This is a genomic window from Spirosoma arboris (assembly GCF_009754945.1).
In the GTDB taxonomy this organism is placed as follows: domain Bacteria; phylum Bacteroidota; class Bacteroidia; order Cytophagales; family Spirosomataceae; genus Spirosoma; species Spirosoma arboris.
The window spans coordinates 54277-73966 of sequence record NZ_WPIN01000005.1 but is presented as its reverse complement, the minus strand read 5'-3'; the positions used below and the strand labels follow the sequence as shown (position 1 = coordinate 73966).

General features: G+C 47.1%; 16 protein-coding genes. 3 read left to right on the top strand and 13 right to left on the bottom strand.

Features of this window, described 5'->3' with window-relative positions; genetic code table 11:
• Positions 1–21 precede the first annotated feature (21 nt).
• The 4 genes from GO755_RS14450 to GO755_RS14435 all read right to left on the bottom strand — a co-directional run bounded on the left by GO755_RS14450 (position 22) and on the right by GO755_RS14435 (position 8521).
• Entirely contained in the window at positions 22–2742 is a 2721-nt protein-coding gene (locus tag GO755_RS14450; RefSeq protein WP_198174836.1) for an ABC transporter permease, read from the bottom strand.
• A 62-nt stretch (positions 2743–2804) separates the two neighbouring features.
• The gene (locus GO755_RS14445; RefSeq protein WP_157585886.1) at positions 2805–5453 is read right to left on the bottom strand and encodes an ABC transporter permease; all 2649 of its coding nucleotides are present in this window, start codon (positions 5451–5453) and stop codon (positions 2805–2807) included.
• A 74-nt stretch (positions 5454–5527) separates the two neighbouring features.
• Positions 5528–8155, bottom strand: a complete 2628-nt coding sequence (locus GO755_RS14440; RefSeq protein WP_157585885.1) for an ABC transporter permease — start codon at positions 8153–8155, stop codon at positions 5528–5530.
• Between the two features lie 27 nt (positions 8156–8182).
• Entirely contained in the window at positions 8183–8521 is a 339-nt protein-coding gene (locus tag GO755_RS14435) for a PadR family transcriptional regulator (protein WP_111341391.1), read from the bottom strand.
• Positions 8522–8728: 207 nt separating this feature from the next.
• Here GO755_RS14435 and GO755_RS14430 point away from each other — a divergent pair, with 207 nt between their 5' ends.
• Entirely contained in the window at positions 8729–9292 is a 564-nt protein-coding gene (locus GO755_RS14430) for a dihydrofolate reductase family protein (protein ID WP_227686960.1), read from the top strand.
• Positions 9293–9557: 265 nt separating this feature from the next.
• Positions 9558–9737 (top strand): hypothetical protein, encoded by a 180-nt coding sequence (locus GO755_RS14425; protein WP_157585884.1) that lies wholly within the window; start codon positions 9558–9560, stop codon positions 9735–9737.
• Positions 9738–9750: 13 nt separating this feature from the next.
• On the opposite strand, the gene GO755_RS14420 is transcribed toward GO755_RS14425, so the two are convergent.
• From GO755_RS14420 to GO755_RS14410, 3 genes are read right to left on the bottom strand one after another with little or no spacing between them, the layout of a single operon-like run.
• The gene (locus tag GO755_RS14420) at positions 9751–10446 is read right to left on the bottom strand and encodes a 3-keto-disaccharide hydrolase (RefSeq protein WP_157585883.1); all 696 of its coding nucleotides are present in this window, start codon (positions 10444–10446) and stop codon (positions 9751–9753) included.
• A gap of 49 nt (positions 10447–10495) precedes the next feature.
• Positions 10496–12073, bottom strand: a complete 1578-nt coding sequence (locus tag GO755_RS14415) for a serine hydrolase domain-containing protein (RefSeq protein ID WP_157585882.1) — start codon at positions 12071–12073, stop codon at positions 10496–10498.
• Between the two features lie 53 nt (positions 12074–12126).
• Positions 12127–13122 carry an aldo/keto reductase gene (locus GO755_RS14410; protein ID WP_157585881.1) on the bottom strand — a complete coding sequence of 332 codons (996 nt, stop codon included), beginning with the start codon at positions 13120–13122 and terminating at the stop codon, positions 12127–12129.
• 163 nt (positions 13123–13285) lie between these two features.
• On the opposite strand from GO755_RS14410, the gene GO755_RS14405 reads away from it, so the two are divergent.
• A complete protein-coding gene (locus tag GO755_RS14405; RefSeq protein WP_157585880.1) occupies positions 13286–13642 on the top strand; it encodes a winged helix-turn-helix transcriptional regulator in 357 nt (118 codons plus the stop codon).
• A gap of 218 nt (positions 13643–13860) precedes the next feature.
• Here the strand turns inward: GO755_RS14405 and GO755_RS14400 are convergent, their stop codons facing one another.
• The 6 genes from GO755_RS14400 to GO755_RS14375 all read right to left on the bottom strand — a co-directional run bounded on the left by GO755_RS14400 (position 13861) and on the right by GO755_RS14375 (position 19629).
• The gene (locus GO755_RS14400) at positions 13861–14313 is read right to left on the bottom strand and encodes a response regulator (RefSeq protein WP_157585879.1); all 453 of its coding nucleotides are present in this window, start codon (positions 14311–14313) and stop codon (positions 13861–13863) included.
• Positions 14314–14545: 232 nt separating this feature from the next.
• Positions 14546–15328 (bottom strand): alpha/beta fold hydrolase, encoded by a 783-nt coding sequence (locus tag GO755_RS14395; RefSeq protein ID WP_157585878.1) that lies wholly within the window; start codon positions 15326–15328, stop codon positions 14546–14548.
• 62 nt (positions 15329–15390) lie between these two features.
• Positions 15391–16146 (bottom strand): SDR family oxidoreductase, encoded by a 756-nt coding sequence (locus GO755_RS14390; protein WP_157585877.1) that lies wholly within the window; start codon positions 16144–16146, stop codon positions 15391–15393.
• A gap of 43 nt (positions 16147–16189) precedes the next feature.
• Complete coding sequence (locus GO755_RS14385; protein ID WP_157585876.1) at positions 16190–17692, bottom strand: aldehyde dehydrogenase family protein; 1503 nt, start codon at positions 17690–17692, stop codon at positions 16190–16192.
• Between the two features lie 121 nt (positions 17693–17813).
• Complete coding sequence (locus GO755_RS14380) at positions 17814–18638, bottom strand: alpha/beta fold hydrolase (protein WP_157585875.1); 825 nt, start codon at positions 18636–18638, stop codon at positions 17814–17816.
• A gap of 163 nt (positions 18639–18801) precedes the next feature.
• Entirely contained in the window at positions 18802–19629 is an 828-nt protein-coding gene (locus GO755_RS14375; RefSeq protein WP_157585874.1) for an alpha/beta hydrolase, read from the bottom strand.
• Between the last annotated feature and the right edge of the window lie 61 nt (positions 19630–19690).

Here is a 19690-nt window from a genome sequence, read left to right as displayed (position 1 = left end):
CTGTCTCTACGGGGAACGGGTTTATTCAGAACGTAGTGATTTAACCGGATTCATCAACGCGGTTTTAAAACTTTGTACGCAGATCGTTATCAACGTAATGGCTAGCAGTAAGGCGGGTGGGATAATGAAGACGGACCAGCCCAGATCGATGTGAAACGCGTAATTGTTGAGCCAGGCGCGGGCAACTAAATAAATGACTGGAATGGCAATGACCGATGCCACGCAAACCAACTTCACAAAATCTTTGGATACGAGCACCAGCAAACCACCAACGGAGGCTCCAAGTACTTTCCGAATACCGATTTCTTTGGTACGTAATCTGATCACAAAACTGGAAAGCCCCAACAACCCCAGGCAGGCAACGACGATGGCGAGCACTGCAAACAAACTAAATACATTTCTCAGTCGGCTGTCGGCCTCATATTGCCGGTTAAAATGTTCATCAAGGAAAAAGTACTCAATCGGATTTCCCGGAAACGCTTTTTTGTAGAGTGTTCCAAGGTCGGCAATGCTGCGGGCGGCATCAGAAGGATTCAGGTTCACCGATATATATTTCCACTCCGTACGTGTTGGATAATAGAACAGGATTGGATCGTATTTTTCTTTTAATGAGCGCTGGTGAAAGTTTTTCATAACGCCCACAACTTTACAATGAACTTCACTTTGGCCAAGCACAAATATTATATCCTGATTGACGGCTTCTTTCGCCGTTTTATAGCCTAAGCCTTTCGCAACTTCTTCATTGATCAGAACCCGGTCATTTTTACTCTCCTTCGAGCCAATAGCTGAACTGTCCGTGGCAACAAAATTTCTCCCGGCTATCAGGTCAATATGATACGTTGGAACGAATTTTTCGTCGATCTCCATCAGATACGTATCGAAATAATGCTGCTTATCCTGATTTGCTTTTCGCACAACGTTCCGGTAACGGATCATGGTGCCGGGAATATCCGACGTAGCCGTCGCGTTCTTCACAGAAGCGGTGTTTGCTAGTTCAGATTTGAAATACGTGTACTTACCCCAGATCGTTGAGTCCGTAATAGCGGGTGCTTTTACAATAAGAACCTGATCTTTTTTGTAACCCAGATTCCCATTGCGCATGAAATTGAATTGCTGGACGACAATAACAGTGGCGGCAATCAGAATAATGGACAGAATGAATTGAAATGACACAAGCACTCGTCTGAGCGAAATACCCGTGTTTGATTTTACAACCAATCCCTTCAGGACTTTCACGGGCTGGAAGGTCGACAGGACAAACGCCGGATACACACCCACCAGCAACGCCCCCGCCACAAAAATGATCAGAACAGCTACCCAGAAGAATGGCTCGTGCCCTAATCCAGTTGAGAAAAAACCGACACTTATATCCTTGCCAATGAGTGTGTTAAATAGAGGCATGAACAAAACGGCAATGACAATGGCGACCACCAGCGCGAACGTATTGATGATAAACGATTCGAGCAGGAACTGGCCAATCAATTGACCTTTTTCTGCCCCGACAACCTTTCGCAGCCCCACTTCCTTAGCCCGCTCCATTGATTTGGCGGTGGATAAATTGATGTAATTGATCCAGGCGATAAACAGGATAAACACGCCGATAATTGCCAGAAAATAAATCTCTCGTTGACTGCCATTCGCTTCGGCTTCTTTGAGATAATTGGAGTTGAGGTGAATATCCGTAATTGGCTGTAACTGGAAAGACGATTTGAAATTCAACTCTTTCATTTTTGCGCCCAGATAGCGCTGGATAAATGCCGGAAATTTCGCTTCCAGCTTTTTAACATCCGTTCCGGGAGTCAATACTACGTAGTTGTAAAACTCCGGCCAGGTCCATTCGGTGTAACCCCATTTAGGGCCAACCGTAGCGAACGAAATCAGCATATCAAACTTGATATGTGAGTTTTCTGGAACGTCCTGAAACACGCCCGTTACGTTCATGGGCATTCGTCCGTTCATTTTAAGCGCTTTCCCCAGCGGGTTCGTAGTCCCGAAATATTTCTTCGCTGTACTTTCAGAAATTACAATCGAATTACTTTCCGACAAACAGCTTTTCCTGTCTCCTGCTATTAATGGGTAAGAAAAGACAGAAAAAAATGAGGCATCTGCCAGATAGATATTTCCTTCGTTGAATGTTTTGGGTTCGCCTTTCGCATCAGCATACGAAAGGGTTGAGGCATTCATAAACAGCGAAACGCTAACCATCCGGACAAAATCGACCACTTCCGGAAAATCCGCTTTCATGGCCGGGCCTACCGCCGGATGATTTGCCGCGGTAATTGATACATTGGCCATGTTCCCGGAATTCGAAAGAGGAACGCGGTAAATGTTTGCCACATTGGCATTGAAGCGGTCGTAGCTTGTTTCAAAATAAACGTATTGAAACACAAAGAAACAGGCAGCTATACCAAGTGCCAGTCCAACTATATTAATGGCCGAGAACGCTTTGTTACGCCACAGATTCCGAAACGCGATTTTGATATAGTTTTGTAGCATGTTGGGGCTCAGAAAAAAAGTGGTCCGGCATTCCGGTGAACGGTACTCGATTTGAGATTTCGGGTTGGCCAGTGGCCGTAACAGTTTTAGTACATTCAGGCCGTACCGCCAATTGGCTTTTCGCACGCCCACCGTTTGTACCCAGTCGTCGTAGAGTTCCAGCAAATCACCTTGTACTTCTTCCGAAGTGTCAGGATGCCCGAACGTTTTTAACAGCCAGGTAGCAAAGCGGGGCGGGTTTTTCATAGCATGGGGCAAGGGGCGTGGAGCAGGGTGCATGGCAAACCGTGCCCCGCGCTCCCTGCTATTTATTCCGACCGAAGGGAGGTAACTGGATTCATCAACGCGGCTTTTATGCTTTGGAAGCTCACGGTGATCAGCGCAATGCCGATAGCTATAAAGGCTGCCAGCACAAATACCCACCACTCGATGTCGATTTTATAGGCGAAATCCTGTAGCCATCGACTCATGGCGTACCAGGCCAGGGGCGACGCAATGACGATGGCAACGACTACCAGTTTCAAAAAGTCTTTCGAGAGCAGGGCCACGACACTGGTAACTGATGCGCCCAATACTTTACGAACTCCGATTTCTTTGGTGCGCTGCTGAGCCGTGAACATGGCCAGACCAAACAGACCCAGGCAGGAAATAATGACCGTCAGTCCGGCGAAGATGCCAAACAACTGCCCTACGCGCTGCTCAGATTGGTACATGCGGTTGAAGCGTTCGTTCAGGAATGAATAGGCGAATGGGGTATCCGTTTGCGCTTTCCATTTCTGCTCCAGGGTTTTCAATAATCCCGGCATGTCGGTAGTGCGAATACGCAGGGCCATCTGGTAATTGTCGGCACCGTAAAACATCACTAAAGGCGCAATACGCTGGTGCATCGACTCGAAGTGGAAGTCTTTCACAACGCCAACGATGGTGTATAAACGATGGCTTTCTGGACTGCCATTACCCACCGACCAGAGTCGTTTACCAATTGAGTTTTTCCAGCCGAACCGTTTGGCCGCAGATTCATTAATCAGGATAGCGGCACTGTCGGAAGGAAAGGCTTTCGAGAAGTTTCGACCCTGAGCCAGACCGATTCCTAAGGTCGGCAGGTAGTTCTCGTCGACGTAGTAGGTCTTTTCCCGGTAAATTGTCGACTGGTCAGGTCCGTTTTCAGTTTGAAAGCCATCGTTTGCGCTGTTAGATGCCCCAGCAGGCAAATACCCCGCCTGCGTTGCATTAACTACCTGCGATAGTTTCGCCAGTTCGTCCCGAAATGCTTTGCCTTTGGGACCAAGTGTATAGGAGTCATGCAGGATAAGTACCTGATCCTTATCGAAACCTACTTTTTTGTTCTGAATAAAATGCAGTTGCCGGTAAACGACCAGCGTCCCGATAATCATGCCTATCGACACCACAAACTGGGTAGTCACGAGCGTGTTGCGCAGCCAGCCACTTCGGAAGCCCGCCCGTATCTGCCCTTTCAGCACGCTAACCGGTTTAAACGCCGCCAGGAAGAAGGCCGGGTAACTGCCCGCCAGTAAGCCAATCAGTAAAGAGGCCAGTACGATACTCGGCAACATCCAGCCAGTCAGTAACGCACTAAAGTCAAAGTCTTTGCCTGATATCTGATTAAAGCCAGGCAGCACCAGCGCCACCAGCGCTATGGCAACCACCAGCGCCATGAACGTAACCAGTATTGATTCGCTCAAAAACTGCCAGATAAGCTGCTGCTGGATCGAGCCCAGTACTTTCCGAATGCCCACTTCTTTGGCCCGTCCTGCCGATCCGGCGGTGGACAGATTCATGAAGTTGATGCAGGCGACCAGCAGGATAAATGCCGCGATAATCGAAAAGATATAAATGTATTTAACATCACTGTTGGCTTCGATCTCAGACTCAAGATCCGAATGAAGGTGAATATCCGTTATGGGTTGAAATACAAAGCCAAATCCGTCACCTCTCCGGTAAAACTCGGCCAGACTGATGCCAAAAAGTCCCTGAATTTCAGTGCCAACGTGTTTTTTTACCAGTTCAGGCACTTTTGCCGTCAGGTAGTCAATAGAATAGCCCGGTCGCAATACGATATAGGTATAGACACCACTGCTCAGCCACGTATTGCGGAGTTCGATTGAGCGCATTGAAACGAACATGTCGTAGTGAAAGTGGGTATTGGAAGGAACATCCTGACAGACGCCTGTTACCCGAACAAGTCCCCGCGTGCCGAGCGTAAGCGTTTGCCCCATTGGGTCTTGCTCCCCAAAGTATTTTTTCGCCATCGTTTCTGTAAGAACGATTGTATTTGGTTCGGTTAATGCCGTTCTGAGATTGCCTTTCAACAAGGGGATCGAGAAGACATCGAAAAAGTTAGAATCAGCAAAAACAACGTGTTCTTCCTTAAAGCTATCGTGGTCATGCTTCACGATATACGTCCCTTCCTGTTCAAAGCGTGTGGCGGCTTCTACCCCAGAATAATCATGAACCAAGGTCGGGCCAGCCGGTACACCAGAGTAAGCCGTATTAATTTCCTTGCCACTAACCAGACCGTGGGTCGTCATACGAAAGATCCGGTCGGCCTTGGCGTTGTAGCGGTCATAGCTGAGTTCGTGGGTAACAAACAGCACAATCAGCAGGCAGGTAGCCAGTCCAACGGCCAGGCCAATAATGTTTATGGCCGTGAACGCTTTGTGAAGAACCAGATTTCGCCAGGCGATTTTGACATAGTTTCGGATCATGTTTGGGCTTAGAGAAAAAGGTGATGAGTAGTCAGATATTGGTTTTCGTTTGGCTAGCGGCCGTAGCAATTTCAATGCATTCAGGGTATACCGCCAGTTTGCTTTGCGCACCCCTACGGTCTCTACCCAGTAGTCATAGAGTTCCAGCAAGTCGCCCTGTACTTCCTCTAGTGTATCGGGATGGCCGAAGACTTCTAGGAGCTTCTGAGCCCAGCGGGGCGGGTGTTTCATGCCTGTAGTACCGACCGTCCCGGTCGGCTGTATATATCGTTATGCCCGTTTACGGCCGACCGGGACGGTCGGTACTACTCACTTCGCAACGATTTAACCGGGTTAAGCAGCGCTGCTTTGATACTCTGATAACTTACCGTAAGTAGCGTAACTGCCAGCGCGCCCGCGCCGGAGACGGCAAAAATCCACCACGATAGGTCCGTTCGATATTCGTATTTCTGGAGCCAGTTGCCGAGGAAATAATAGGCAATGGGAGTTGCAATTCCGAAGGCGATTATGACCAGAATAACGAAGTCTTTCGACAGCAACCCCCACACGTTGAATACGGATGCGCCGAGTACTTTGCGAACCCCGATCTCTTTGGTGCGCTGTTCGGCCACGAACGAAGCTAAACCGAACAAGCCCAGGCAGGAGATGAAAATGGCGAGGATGGCAAAGCCTGAGGCCAGCTTGCCAATACGTTCCTCGGCGGCAAATTTCAACGCGTACTGCTGATCCGTGAATCGATAATCGAATGGGCTACTGGGATTGAATTTGCGAAAAACTCCTTCAACCTTAGCCAATGACTCGCTGGTACTTCGGTTGGGGTTGAGCTTGATATTGATGACACTTGCCCAGCCGTAATCCATCACATAAACCGTCTGAAAAACCGGCTCAAAAGGCGAAGCCATGAGCATATCCTTAATAACCCCGACTACTCGATAAGGCTTCCCATTCCATTTGATCTGTTTGCCTACGATATCCTTCACGCCCATGTAGCGCACGGCGGTTTCGTTTACCACCATACCTGAGGAATCACTCGGAAACTGCCGCGAAAAATCGCGGCCTTGAACAAATTGCCAGCCTACTGTTTTGCCAAAATCATGCGTAACCGCAATGGTTCCGAAGTTGTCTTTGAAGTTAGGGTCTTTGCCTACCCAATCGAAACCGCTATTCTGCGAATTCAGGTCAGTAGCCGGAGCCGATGAAGTCGACATGTCCATGACAGCGCCTGTTCGCAATAAATCATCACGGAGGGCATTATAGTGCTGATGTAATTCTGGCGTATTCATCGCGACGGTAATCAATCCACTTCGATCATAGCCTACAGGCCGACTTTTGGCATGCTCAATTTGTCGGAATACGATGATCGTTCCAATAATCAGCGTTACCGAAACTGTAAACTGAACCACCACCAATACCTGACGGGGAATCGACGCAAACCGACCCACCCGAAAAGTTCCTTTCAGTACTTTGACCGCCTGGAACGACGATAGGTAAAGAGCTGGATAGCTACCCGCAATGATCCCGGTCAGTAAACTAAACCCAATCCCGGATAGCCAGAAAATAGGGTTCGTCCACAAGATGCCGATTTTCTTATCCGCCACTTCGTTGAACACAGGCAGTATCAGCAGCACCAGGAGTATTGATAACACAAATGCGAAGGCAACTACGAGTAGCGATTCACTAAAAAACTGACCGATCAGTTGGGAGCGAACCGAACCCACCGCTTTCCGAATACCTACCTCCTTGGCTCGTTTTTCACTCCGGGCCGTCGAGAGATTCATGAAGTTAATGCAGGCCAGCAAGAGGACAAACACGCCAATGATACCGAAAAGCCAGACGTATTGAATTCGCCCCTCCAGGTTCCCTGATTTATCCCAACCCGAGTACAAATGCCATTTGCTCATAGGCTGGAGATACACCTTCGGCTTAATGAACGCTGATTCGGGGCTATGTTTCAGGCGTATGTTTTTGATCTTGTCCGATACGCCTTCAAACGTGGCATTCGGTGCGATCTGAGCCAGCACCTGCCAGGAGAAATTTCCCCATTCTACATTGTCCTGAGCCCGTTTCACCCAGCTTTCCGACGAGGCATAGAGATCCCAGGGAGCAATGAACTGCATATCTCTGAACTCGGTATTGTACGGAAAATCTTCATAAACGCCCGTTACTTTCACATCCAGTCTGTTGTCGATCTTCATGAGCTTACCCACCGGATCAGTCTCGCCAAACAACGCTTTAGCCACTGACTCCGATAGCAAAATCGAATTCTGGTCTTTCAAACCAGCCCGTGTGCCATTGAGCATCTTCAGCGTGAGCATATCGGGCGCATCGGCACTCAGGTAATTGCCTGTTTTGGTGAATTTCTTCTCGCCAAACGCCAGAATGTGATCACGCGTCCAGGAAGACATAATAACATGCGTAAAATCATCGCCGTAAACCGTCCGCAGTTCGGGCCCCATAGGTGCAGGATTGTATTCTCCATGAAACACTTCCCCATTGAACGTTCCGTTTTGCATGACCTTGGCAATTCGGTCGTAATTCTGAAAATACCTATCAAATGACAGTTCGTCATAAATCCAGAGACCAATCAGTATGGCAACCGCCATACCCATAGCCAGTCCGCCAATGTTGATGAAGGAATACGCCTTGTTCTTAACAAGATTCCTCAGTGCGATTTTCAAGTAGTTGCGTAGCATAATAGGACTCAGGAAAAATGGACTCTGGTATTCAGGTGTATGTTTGACCAATGGCCGCATTAGTTTCAATACATTCAGGTTATATCGCCAGTTGGCTTTTCGCTCGCCCACCGTTTCCACCCAATAGTCATAGAGTTCCAGCAAATCGCCCTGCACCTCTTCGGAGGTGTCAGGATGACCGAAGGTCTTCAAGAGCCAGTTGGCCCAGCGGGGCGGTCCGACGTATCGGGAATTTTCCATAGTTCAAAGCTTTTGCACCGTGCAAGTTTATCCCCCCATTAGTTGTAGGGTTTGCGGAGGCAGCGCTCCCCATAGTTCCTCGCGAACTTGCTTGACCTCCTGCAAGGCTCTCCGTCCGGCGGCTGTGACAGTAAAAAAGCGTTTTCGCCGACCTCCGCGCTCGGCAGTAGCACCTCCCATTTCGGAAGACAAAAAGCCTTTTTCTCCCAGTCGTTGTAGCGTGGTGTGAACAGTGCTAAAGCCAACAGTTCGCCCGGTTTTCTGCTCAATTTCCTGCGTGACGGTTACGCCATAAGCACTTTCGCCCAACACAGCAACGGTGAGGAGAACAATCTCTTCAAACTCTCCCAAAAAGGCCCTTTTCATAGCAGAGGTTATTATATACGATAATGTCGATCAAATGCGGTGCCAACTCGCCAATAAGGCCTTGAATGCGGCTTAAAAGCCGTTTTTGTAAAAAAATATTTAAATCGGTTGTCCGATTTTGGACATTTAGTGTCCGCAAAACGGACAACTGAATCAAGTGGCCCCGCGAATTGATTTCGGATTTTTTGAAATGCGTATCTTTGATCAATGCACTGGCTGAAAATCAACGAAGCAAACTACCTATCTATGCGCAACGTAATTCTATGCGTAGCCGTAACTTTAGACGGTTACATCGAAGGCCCCAATGGGGAATATGATTGGTGCTTTACGGATCAGGATTACGGAATGACCGCTTTTCTGGATCGGATCGATGCATTATTTGTTGGGCGGAAGAGCTACGAACTTTTGAAAAATCCTGACGAAGCGGCCAGTAACTACTCCTTTCCCGGCTATAAAAAGTATGTGTTTTCGAACACACTTACTGAGGTAGACGATGAAGTAGAGCTAGTTCGGGGTGATATAAAAGCACAGGTGAATGAACTTAAAAATCAACCGGGAAAAGACATCTGGCTATTTGGCGGTGCCGACTTAACCGCTTCGTTTCTGCGGGAAGGGTTAGTTGATGAACTACTTCTGGCGATTCACCCGATTATTCTGGGTTCAGGGAAACTATTATTCACAACCACTACTGATCGAATTAAGCTTACCCTAATCGATTCAAAAACGTATTCAACAGGTCTGGTTTCAGTATCGTATAAAATGGCGTACTAGAGAAAATGGCCTCATCTGACCAGAAAACCAGTAAATTATGAGTAAATGAAAGGGAGGCTATGCTTTTTTTAACGAAAAAGCATAGCAGAATATCCGCTATGCTTTTCAAACCAACCTAATCTGAAAAACGGCGTCTCCTTTCCAGTAGGGAAGGAGACTGTCCGCTTCATTTTCGTTGAGGCTTTTTATGAAAGCCTTCGTTTATGCTCCGCAGCCGTATCTGGCCGAAAATTAACAACACAAATCGTCTACACTTTTTATAGACTTGGCAATTGTAGCGCTGCTACACGATGCTCAGACGCTGATTGTCAATAGAGTAACGCCAAAGCCAATGAATCTGGTGAATAAGACATCGATATTTAGCAAACACGACGTTACGGTTACTTGTTCGCAGGATGCCATGAAAATAAAAGAGCACTCATTTTTGAGTGCTCCAGTGGGCTAGATGATCGGATCAATTATAAGCGTCTGACTTTAATATTTTTCAGCCACACCTTCTGGCCGTGATGCTGTATCATGATCAGTCCATCGGTCGATTTCGCAAATTTGGGGTTATTTCTGTATTTACTTTTGCTGATCAGTTCATTCAGCGCAGGTGATCCAATTTCGTATTCAACTACTTTGGCACCATTCAACCAATGCTCTACATGATTATTATTGACAATCAGTCGCGATTGGTTGTACTCGCCAACGGGTTTTAAGTGTTTGTTGGTCGGAATAATCAGATCATAAAGTGAGCCTGCCGAACGGATGGGTGCTTTATCGTTGAAGTTGACATCGTCCAGTAATTGCATCTCGAAATTATCCAGCCAGTTCGGGCTGTTTCCATTTCCGGCTTCACTAGCGGCTTCTTCATTTACATAGTAAAACACACCACTATTTCCGGCTACAGATACTTTCCAGTCGAGGTCAAGTTCGAAATTCTTGTAGTTTTCTTTGGTTACTAAATCTATATTGGGCACACCCGTTTGCGCCACCAAAGCTCCATCCTCAATTTTCCAGGCATCCGTCGGGAATGAGGTCATTTTATAGCCTCTTAACGGTTCCACCGATTTGCCATCAAACAAGTAGGTCCATTGTGTATTTTGCTGGGCCAATGCCCATGTATTTACTATGAACAATAGAGCGATCAGGGCGACAGATAACTTTTTCATAAAAGGGGTTTTAGAATAATCAGATATAGGGAGGCAAAAGAGTAAGATTTTAAGCAAGCATTTTACCGGTAATATCAGGTCGATCGTCAGACTTTTTCTGCAAACGGGCTACACTGAATAAAAACTTGATGGTTAATCGATCAGTATCGAACGTGCAGCTAAGACTGTCGGTATGTACAGTTTCAATAAAGCGCCAGGTTAACAAAAGGGTGTTATCATTCTGCCAGGTAGCACTGGCAGCAACAATGGAATCAAAATCAATTCTTCGTAGCGAGAACAACGAATGAGGTAGTGGTTTTTTATTGCCTTCTCTAATCCAGTGATTCAGGCCATTGGTAATGATAATGTCTGGTTTGCCGTCTTCCTTTAACGTGAAAATACATTTGTTGCCAACAAATTTGAACGATACTGATTTGGCGTTGAATTCATTTTTATCCAATAAGAACTCCTTTCCCGAAATCCTGGACGCATTAGTAGAATGGGTTTCCAATAGTGGCGGATCGTATTTGAGTCCTTTCAGTTCAGCCAGGAGTTGATTAGATTCTGTAGGGTTTTTGGGAAGTGGAGTGTTGGTCATGGCCGGAACGAGCCCATCCCACACCAACTGCATGGTTGTTTTTGTCGCTATACTTTCGCTGGTAATTACAACGACTGCATCCTGTTCCGGCAAAACCATGATGTACTGTCCAAAGGCACCATCGGCCCGAAAACCGCCGGGAGGATTTAACCAGAACTGATAGCCGTATCCATATCCCCAGCTACTATCGTTTTTGCCATTGACGATCTGTTTCGAGGATGCGGCCGCAATCCAATCGGCATTCAGGACCTGCTTTCCATTCCATTTTCCCTTTTGAAGGTATAACTGACCAAACTTTGCCAGATTTTCGGTTCGCATCCGTAAATGAGATGCCCCCATGTTGATACCTTCAAAATTTTCTGTCCAGGTAGAATCTGTAATAGCCAGGGGTTTATACAAACGGGATGTCAGGTAGTTTTGAGCCGTTTGGCCCGTTACTCGTTTGACGATGGAACTCAGCATATAGCTGGCTCCCGAATTATACATAAACTGAGTGCCAGGTGTAAAGACAACAGGCAGGCTTAGAAAGGTTTTTTCCCAGGTGACACCTGGCGGAGAGGCTTCCAGTATCAGGATGGAATCTTTAGCATGACCAACCGACATAGAAAGTAGGTGCTTTACGCGTAATGAAGCCAGATTATCACTGATTTCAGCGGGCACGGCCTCCGGAAAAAATTTAACGATGGGGTCATCAACCGAAAGAAGCCCTTCAGAAACTGCGAACCCAATAGCTGTACTGGTGAAGCTTTTACTGACGGAATATAGTTGTTGCCGGTGCTCCGACGAGTAGGGTGCCCACCAGCCTTCGGCTACAATATGACCATGACGTACGATCATAAGGCTATGAAACTCCTGCCCGCTGCTATTGGCGGCATCCAGGAATTTACGGATGGATGATGATGCTATACCTTGTTGTTCGGGTGTACTGCGTGGTAATTCGACAGGTACAAAGGCAGGTTCCAACTTACTAAAGTCTGGAAGTCCAGGCATCAATCCTAAGCCAGCCGCACTCAAACCGGTTCTCTTTATGAAAATTCTTCTTGTAAACATGGTTTTGTGTCGGATGGTAGTCAGTACTAAAGCAGCTTAACCCGCTCTAGTACTTATTTGGCCAGCTTTAGTTCATTTAACTGGCTGGTAATGAGTGCTAATTCTGAAGGAGCTAATTCTACATCGGCAGCAGCGGCATTTTCCAATGCCTGTTTTTCATTCCTTGCTCCCGCCAGAGCAATGGTAATGCCAGGCTGTTCAATGGTCCATTTCAACACCAACTGCCCGATTGTACACTGTTTTTCGTTGGCCAGTGGGCTAATTTTTTCGAGAAAACTATTGACCCGAGCTAAATTCGTATCGGTAAAAAAATGCAGTGAGGCTCTGTGGTCGTCTGGGGCAAATTGGTGCCCTGGTTTCATTTTACCCGTTAATAAACCTCGTTCCAACGGACTATAAGCCAGAATCGACAAATTATGTTGCAGGCAATAAGGTACTGTGTCCTGTTCAATATCCCGCTTTACCATACTATAGGGAACCTGGTTGGAAACCAGATTTATGTACTGAGAAGCTTCTGTCAGGAGGTCGGTATTGTAGTTGCAGACACCTGCATACCGTACTTTGCCCTGGTCGATCAGGCGTGAAACCGCTTCCATCGTTTCCTGAATGGGCGTGGTTTTATCAGGCCAATGGATCTGATAAAGGTCGATATAATCAGTTCCTAACCGTTTCAGGCTGTCTTCACATTCGTGAATAATACTTTCTTTCGAAGCATATTTATAAATATCGATGGATTCTCCTTCGGCGTTTTTACTTTTCATGTGAAGGCTTCCGCGATCCAGATCCCATCTGAGTCCAAATTTGGTAAGTATCTGAATTGAATCGCGGGGGAGATCCCGGATAGCATCGCCTACAATTTCTTCACTTAATCCCTGGCCATAGATAGGGGCCGTGTCAATGGAGGTTACGCCTACGTCGTAGGAGGCCCGAATGGCCTTAATAGCCTCATTTCGCTCGGTACCCCCCCACATCCAGCCACCAGCTGCCCAGGCTCCGAATGTGATCACTGAAACTTCCAGATTGGAATTCCCTAATTTCCGGTACTGCATAAGGTAATGTTTAACGCGTAAGCTATATCTTTAAAAGAGTAAACCCGTTCGTTTACTCACTTATTACCTCTATTGGTGTCTGGTTACAAAGAACCAGGTAAAGCTTGCTTAGGGCAATAGCTTTAGGAATTGTGAGTTACTCCTAAAAAAGTTAGTTACGACTATGAGAAAGTTAAGCTCCACGAATTATTATAACCAAACCTTTCTGGAAGAGAAATGTGCGCTGAATGAGCTTATTCATTTATTGAGTAAACGCTGGCTAACCGAAGTGTTATTTAGTATAGAAGAGGGTAATAACCGATTCTCGAGCCTAAAGGAAGATTTAGAACATATTAGCGATAATATTCTGGCCGATCGTTTAAAACTTCTTGAACAACATAAACTAATTACCAGAAACGATAATTTTCGGGAGATTCCGGTAAGGGTTGAATATTCGTTAACACCCATCGGCGAAAAACTAAGTGAAATGCTGGATGGTTTGTGTAAGTTTTCGGAAAATGAAATGAAGTTAGCAGATTAAGAGTGGGGAAATAGTATTTGGAGGATTGCTGGCTTTATATTCAGGGATACTAATATGATTAGTGGTATTCAAGTTTAAATTTATTGTTTCGTCAATACTTTATTATCAATATAGAAGTCTTAATTTGATTCCATTTGCCGCTCCTTTTCAAGCGTAATTTCCTGACACGCTCTTAAATTGCTTTAGGCTTAGTAAACGAATAAACCAATAACAGAATTTTATTCTCCTTTGGGTAGTGTGACGGTGCCTAACCAGTACTCATTCAGTATTTTAAAAAGATTTTCCCACTCATCTAAATTGAAAGGTTTGGTTAAGAAAGAATGTGCCCCTAGTGCATAAGCTTTTTCGACTAAGCCTGCTTCTGATTGAGTACTTAATACGATTACAGGGAGGGGAGGATACGAAGTTCGTATCTCCTTTAATAAATTAAATCCATCCGTTAATTTGGGCAAATAAAGATCTAATAGAATTAGACTAGGAAAGATTTTTTTATGAATAACTGAAAGCTTTAAAAAAGCGAGCGTTTCATTTACAGTAGAAGCAAAAATAGGTTCGACTTGGGGTATTTTAGTCCGTAAACAATAGCCGATTAGTAATTGGTGATCTTCATTGTTCTCGATCACTAAGAGTGGAAGTGCCTTCTTACGAAGGCTTCTCTGGTCGGATTCCATTGAAAGGCGAAATTAATTTATTGAATGTAGCTTTAGTTCATATAGAAATTAAATTTCAGGTGTTTTATCTGTGAATGAATGTAGGGTGCATACTTAGCTGGTAAGATTAATAACGAAATCTGTAGCAAATCTGAAGTAAAATAGAATTAACCTCGTTCTGGGGCTAATTCTATCTTACTTCAGATTTATAAACCTACTTTCCTCGTAAGTCGGTGCGAATAGGCTTTTGAATTTATTGCACGTTTACGTGGGCCGCTGCCTCAATGATGAAAGCGGCTACCTTCTCCGGCTGAGATACCATCGGTACGTGGCTGGTCTTGAGCGTAAGGGTCGTTGCCTTAATCTTCTTCGCTAACGTCTGTTGCAGATCGGGGTTGATCATGCGGTCTTCGCTGGCAGCGATGTACCAGGAGGGCTTGGTTTTCCAGGCGGCTTTGGAAATCTTATCGCCCAGTGCTTTAGCCGACCAGGGACCCTGTGTAGCGAACATAAGTTTGGTTTCCGCTTCGGGCAAGTCCTGGGCAAAATCTTCTTTGATGCCTTTAGCGGTTAGTGAAAGAAAGCCGGCCGCATCGGGTCTGATTTCCCCAGTGCCTGGCGCTGGTGGAGCTGCCTGGCCCATTTCGCCAAATGACTGCCCTTCGTCCGGCGCACCAGCCGCCACATATACCAGACCAGCTACCTTGGGATCGTTGCCTGCTTCGGTGATCACGGCACCACCCCACGAATGACCAACTAACAGCACGGGGCCGTTCTGTAAGGCGATGGCCCGTTTAGCAGCCGCTACGTCGTCAGCCAGCGATGTGAGCGGATTTTGCACCGCAATAACAGTAAGCCCTTTTGCTTCCAGCAGGGGAATCACTTTGGACCAGCTTGATCCATCGGCAAAGGCACCATGAACGAGTACTACATTGGTTACGCCCGTTTTGGTCGATTGAGCGTCGGCTCCTGAGATTGCTGAAACTGTCATAATAATACCGGTTAGTGCGCTGAGTGCGCGGTTAAGTGTATACATGATTGTGTTTGGTTAAAATTGAGGTTGAGATTAGTTTTTGAGATTGTGTATTCAGGCTATCGTTAGCCCATCGACATGCCGCCGTCCACGATCAGCTCGGCACCCACTACAAACGATGAATCGTCCGATGCGAAGAACAAGGCCACTTTGGCAATCTCTTCGGGTCGACCGAAGCGACCGAGTGGAACGGCCTGAATAATGCCCTGATTCATCTGGCTTAGTTGCTGATCCGAAATGCCAAGTTTGGCTGCACTATGTAGGGACGTATCGACTGGTCCCGGACTTATGGCGTTGACGCGTATGTGGCGGGAAATCAATTCGGTAGATAGATTTTTGGCCATCGTCAATAACGCTCCTTTCGTGGCTGCATACACGCTCGCACTGGGTGCGCCAACGTGGGCATTGATGGACGTATTTAAGATAATTGAACCACCATTTTTGAAGAAAGGCACCAGCGCCTGAATAGTGAAATAGGCTCCTTTGACATTGGTGTTTACGCTTTCGTCAAAGATGGCTTCGGTCATTTTCTCGAAGGGAGCGAATTTGGCAACGCCCGCATTGACGAACAAAATGTCAATCGAATCGAAGTTGGCTTGCACAAAGTCCGACAAATGACTTGAATTGCCGGGGAGACTGGCGTCCCAGACAAGGCCAAATGCTTTCTCACCCAATTCGGCGGTGAGCTGATCTAGCGCATCCTGATTACGTCCAGTGATCAGGACAGTGGCTCCCTGAACGAGAAATTCTTTGGCAGTTGCCAGGCCAATGCCGCTGCTCCCGCCCGTAATGATGGCTACTTTATTTTGAAGACGATTCATGATTTTGTGTTGAATTTGGGTTGATTTGAGTCAACTCGGTTTCTTAGAACGGATACTGTCGGGCGACTTTCTGAACACTTACCCATTGAACCGTCGTCAGTTCTTCCAGAATAAAATCACCGCCAAAGCGACCGGTTCCCGATGATTTTTCGCCCCCGAACGGAGTATGTACTTCGTCGTTGGCCGACTGGTCGTTGATGTGCATCATACCCGTTTCCACCCGTCGGGCCAGTTGCATACCCCGGTAAATATCCCGTGTATACAATGCACCACTTAACCCAAAATCGGTTGCGTTGGCTAGCTCGACAGCTTCCTCATCATTGGCAAAGGGAACGAGCCCTACGGCTGGGCCAAAAATTTCCTCTTTGAAAACACGCATGTGCCTGGTGACACCCGATAATACGGTTGGCTGTAGAACATTTCCTTCGGCTACGTTTCCGGTTTCAACAACAGCGCCATCGGCTACGGCACTTTGCAGAATCCCTAGGATTCGCTGAACCGATTTATGGTCAATCAGGGGGCCGACAACCGTGGTTTTATCCGCCGGATCACCATACGGGAGTTGCTTTACCCGAGCTACAAACTTGGTCTTGAACTCGTCGTAAAGGCTTTCGTGAATGAGAATGCGATTGGTTGCCATGCAAACCTGACCCTGATGCAGGAATCGTCCAAACACGGCACCATCGACGGCTTTATCCACATCGGCATCATCCAGAACCATGAATACATTGTTGCCGCCTAATTCCAGTGCCGACTTTTTGAGCCCTTCCCCGGCAATTCGCCCGATGCCTTTTCCGACCGGCGTCGAACCCGTAAACGAGACCATTTGTGAATAGGGGTGCGCTGTGAAGTAATCGCCCATGATGTCTGAGCGGCCAACTACTACGTTAAACACACCAGCAGGCATACCTGCTTCTTCCAACAGTTTAGCGATGATCGTTCCGCCCGTAACCAGGGATTGTGAGGCCGGTTTAACAACCATTGTATTGCCGACTGCCAGAGCAGGGGCAATCGTCCGCATGGAAAGATATAAGGGGAAATTCCAGGGACTGATGAGGCTTACAACACCTAACGGTTTCCGGTATACGTACGTTTCTTTTCCATCAATCGTAGACGCAGTGGTACGCCCATGCATACGGGTAGGGAATGAGGACGCTTCGACCAGAATATCGTGTGATTGCTGCACTTCAAGCAGGCCTTTCAAATACGTGCTCCCCGTTTCTCGGGTCAGCCAGCCGATGAATTCCTCCTGACGTTCCAGCAGAATCGCTGCCGCTTTCAAAAGTATATCCCGACGAACGAGCGGATTGGTGGTGGCCCAGCTAGGAGATGCTTGTTTGGCGGCCTCAAAGGCGGCATCCACATCGGCCGTTCCTGCCGAACGAAGCGTATGAATGACTTCGTCTGTGAATGGATTCAGGTTGTCAACGGTCGCATCTTCTTGCCCATCGACCCATTGTCCATGAATAAATTGCTTATTTAACTCCGTGTAGTTGATCTGTGCATCTTGGTCATCAAGGCCAATAGCTGCTTCTAAGGTTAGCATGGTAGTAAGGAGAGTAAAATGGTTAGAGGATTAGATATTAGTATGAAGGGCGGTTGAGTAGCCCCTCTCCTGTTTTAGGAGAGGGGTTGGGACGGTCGGCCGCTGCCGTGAGGTTATTTGTTTACTGAGCAGGAGTTTCTTTAGCGATGGTCTGAAGCAGCGTAGTCGTTTCCGTTGGCATCGACAGGAAGGGGCAATGGCTACTGTTGAGGGTGTACGTGTTTTTAATTCCAGCCGCTGCCACCATTCGTTTTTGCAGATTTGGCCCCACCGCATGATCCTGTGCGGTATACACGTAGTACTTGGTTACTTTTCCAAAGTTGGCGGCCGTCAGCGCAACGGGATTGGTGAAGGGAATAAACGGCTCAGCCCGGTAGTTATCGACCACCTGTTTTTTCACTACGTCCGATCCGTCCTGAATGAAGATGGGCGCTAAATTCTCGGTCTTGATACCCAGAGTAAGCTGGTCGGCGGAGGGGATTAAAGCGGGTCCTAGTTGCGAGGTGCTATCTGTGGAAGCCAGGGCCAGCAGGGATTGCCCATTGGCCGGTAAAAATGCCCCGACATATACCAGCTTGTCGATGCGACTGGGGATTTTTTCCGCAACTGCCGATACAACCATCCCACCCATGCTATGACCAACCAGAATTACATTTCCCGAGAGCGCATTAATCGCGGTTACGACCTTATCCCGGTAAATATCCATTGATAGCGTAGCGGGCGAGGTATTGTCCGATCCGTGACCGGGCAGTTCAACTACCACTACGTTCTGGCCTTGCTGCACCAACTGATCTTTAACCGATTGCCAGGCATAAGGTGCCTGCCAGGCTCCGTGTACCAGCACGAACGTTTTGGGGGCAGGCGTGACGGCGTCATTTTTTGTGCATGACGACAGGGTAAAAAACAGGGATACGAGCAGAAGCGAAGAGAGGAGTAACGTTTTCATGATGATTGATTGTTTAGAAATTGAGAGAAAGAGGAAGGGATAATTTGTTAATTGTTGATTTGTATCCTCGGTCTGTGTCCTCACAGAACGCTTTATAGCAGGCTGTCCACAAGCGGCCTGTGAGGACACAGACCGAGGACGCCAGAGGAAGGAGAAAAATCAGTTAGTTGTTGATTTTCATCGACTTAGTAGTAGTTTCTGGCTGAGGTAGTACCTTGTCAATCCAGTTTAAGATGTAGTCGGCGTCTTCTTTCCAGGTAGGCTGACCTAGCACAAAGTGATTACGACCTTCGAATTCTTTGTAATCCGTAATGGATTCTGAATGCTGGTATTTGCGGTAATTGTCGTAATTGAGCGAGGCTGGAATCGTGTGGTCCGTACTGCCCGAAGTAAGGAGCAGGGGAGCATGAGGTTTGCTAAAATCGACGTGGGCGGCTGCCGTAATGGTGTCCCGAACAATGAGTTTGGATTCGGGTAAGGCAAACTGGTAGTAGCCGTCTTTTTGCTGTTTGAGCGGCATGCCATTGGTAAAGGCATATTGCCAATCCTTGAACGACATCATATACGTCTCTTTCGTGGAAGTGAAAAAGCCCAACGCGCCCCAGCCTGCTTTCAGAAACGACAGCTTAAACGTGAAGATACCCTGCGGAGGAACCGAGTGAATGGCAATGCCTGCTGCGCCAAGACCCCGTTGTAACAAAAGCTGAACCATCAGCCCGCCGATGGAGTGGCCAATCAGGATGGGTTTTTCGGGCAGTTGCTCCACAATTTGGGCGTAATAGTTGGTCAGGTCTGCTAATCGGTTGGACGCGATCTCAGAATCTGGATGCCGGTTCCGTAATACTTCGGCGGGCGCATCTTTGTGGGGCCAGGGAGGAGCGATGGTCGTGTAACCCTTTTGCTCAAAATAGGCTTGCCATTCTCTCCAGCTATCGTTGCTGACAAAGGCACCGGTGATAAAGACGATGGTTTTGGGACGGGTAATTTTCATGATCGTTTTAGTTTACTTGGTTGAACCACTTAAACCAAACGAAATGCCATTGTTTTAATTT

Excerpts from the sequence above, each read along its gene's own strand:
- GO755_RS14385 (WP_157585876.1), bottom strand. The coding sequence starts at position 17,692 with ATGCTAACCTTAGAAGCAGCTATTGGCCTTGATGACCAAGATGCACAG.
- GO755_RS14445 (WP_157585886.1), bottom strand. The coding sequence starts at position 5,453 with ATGAAACACCCGCCCCGCTGGGCTCAGAAGCTCCTAGAAGTCTTCGGC.
- GO755_RS14375 (WP_157585874.1), bottom strand. The coding sequence starts at position 19,629 with ATGAAAATTACCCGTCCCAAAACCATCGTCTTTATCACCGGTGCCTTT.
- GO755_RS14435 (WP_111341391.1), bottom strand. The coding sequence starts at position 8,521 with ATGAAAAGGGCCTTTTTGGGAGAGTTTGAAGAGATTGTTCTCCTCACC.
- GO755_RS14410 (WP_157585881.1), bottom strand. The coding sequence starts at position 13,122 with ATGCAGTACCGGAAATTAGGGAATTCCAATCTGGAAGTTTCAGTGATC.
- GO755_RS14440 (WP_157585885.1), bottom strand. The coding sequence starts at position 8,155 with ATGGAAAATTCCCGATACGTCGGACCGCCCCGCTGGGCCAACTGGCTC.
- GO755_RS14400 (WP_157585879.1), bottom strand. The coding sequence starts at position 14,313 with ATGGAATCCGACCAGAGAAGCCTTCGTAAGAAGGCACTTCCACTCTTA.
- GO755_RS14395 (WP_157585878.1), bottom strand. The coding sequence starts at position 15,328 with ATGTATACACTTAACCGCGCACTCAGCGCACTAACCGGTATTATTATG.
- GO755_RS14415 (WP_157585882.1), bottom strand. The coding sequence starts at position 12,073 with ATGTTTACAAGAAGAATTTTCATAAAGAGAACCGGTTTGAGTGCGGCT.
- GO755_RS14420 (WP_157585883.1), bottom strand. The coding sequence starts at position 10,446 with ATGAAAAAGTTATCTGTCGCCCTGATCGCTCTATTGTTCATAGTAAAT.
- GO755_RS14380 (WP_157585875.1), bottom strand. The coding sequence starts at position 18,638 with ATGAAAACGTTACTCCTCTCTTCGCTTCTGCTCGTATCCCTGTTTTTT.
- GO755_RS14430 (WP_227686960.1), top strand. The coding sequence starts at position 8,729 with ATGCACTGGCTGAAAATCAACGAAGCAAACTACCTATCTATGCGCAAC.
- GO755_RS14450 (WP_198174836.1), bottom strand. The coding sequence starts at position 2,742 with ATGAAAAACCCGCCCCGCTTTGCTACCTGGCTGTTAAAAACGTTCGGG.
- GO755_RS14390 (WP_157585877.1), bottom strand. The coding sequence starts at position 16,146 with ATGAATCGTCTTCAAAATAAAGTAGCCATCATTACGGGCGGGAGCAGC.
- GO755_RS14405 (WP_157585880.1), top strand. The coding sequence starts at position 13,286 with ATGAGAAAGTTAAGCTCCACGAATTATTATAACCAAACCTTTCTGGAA.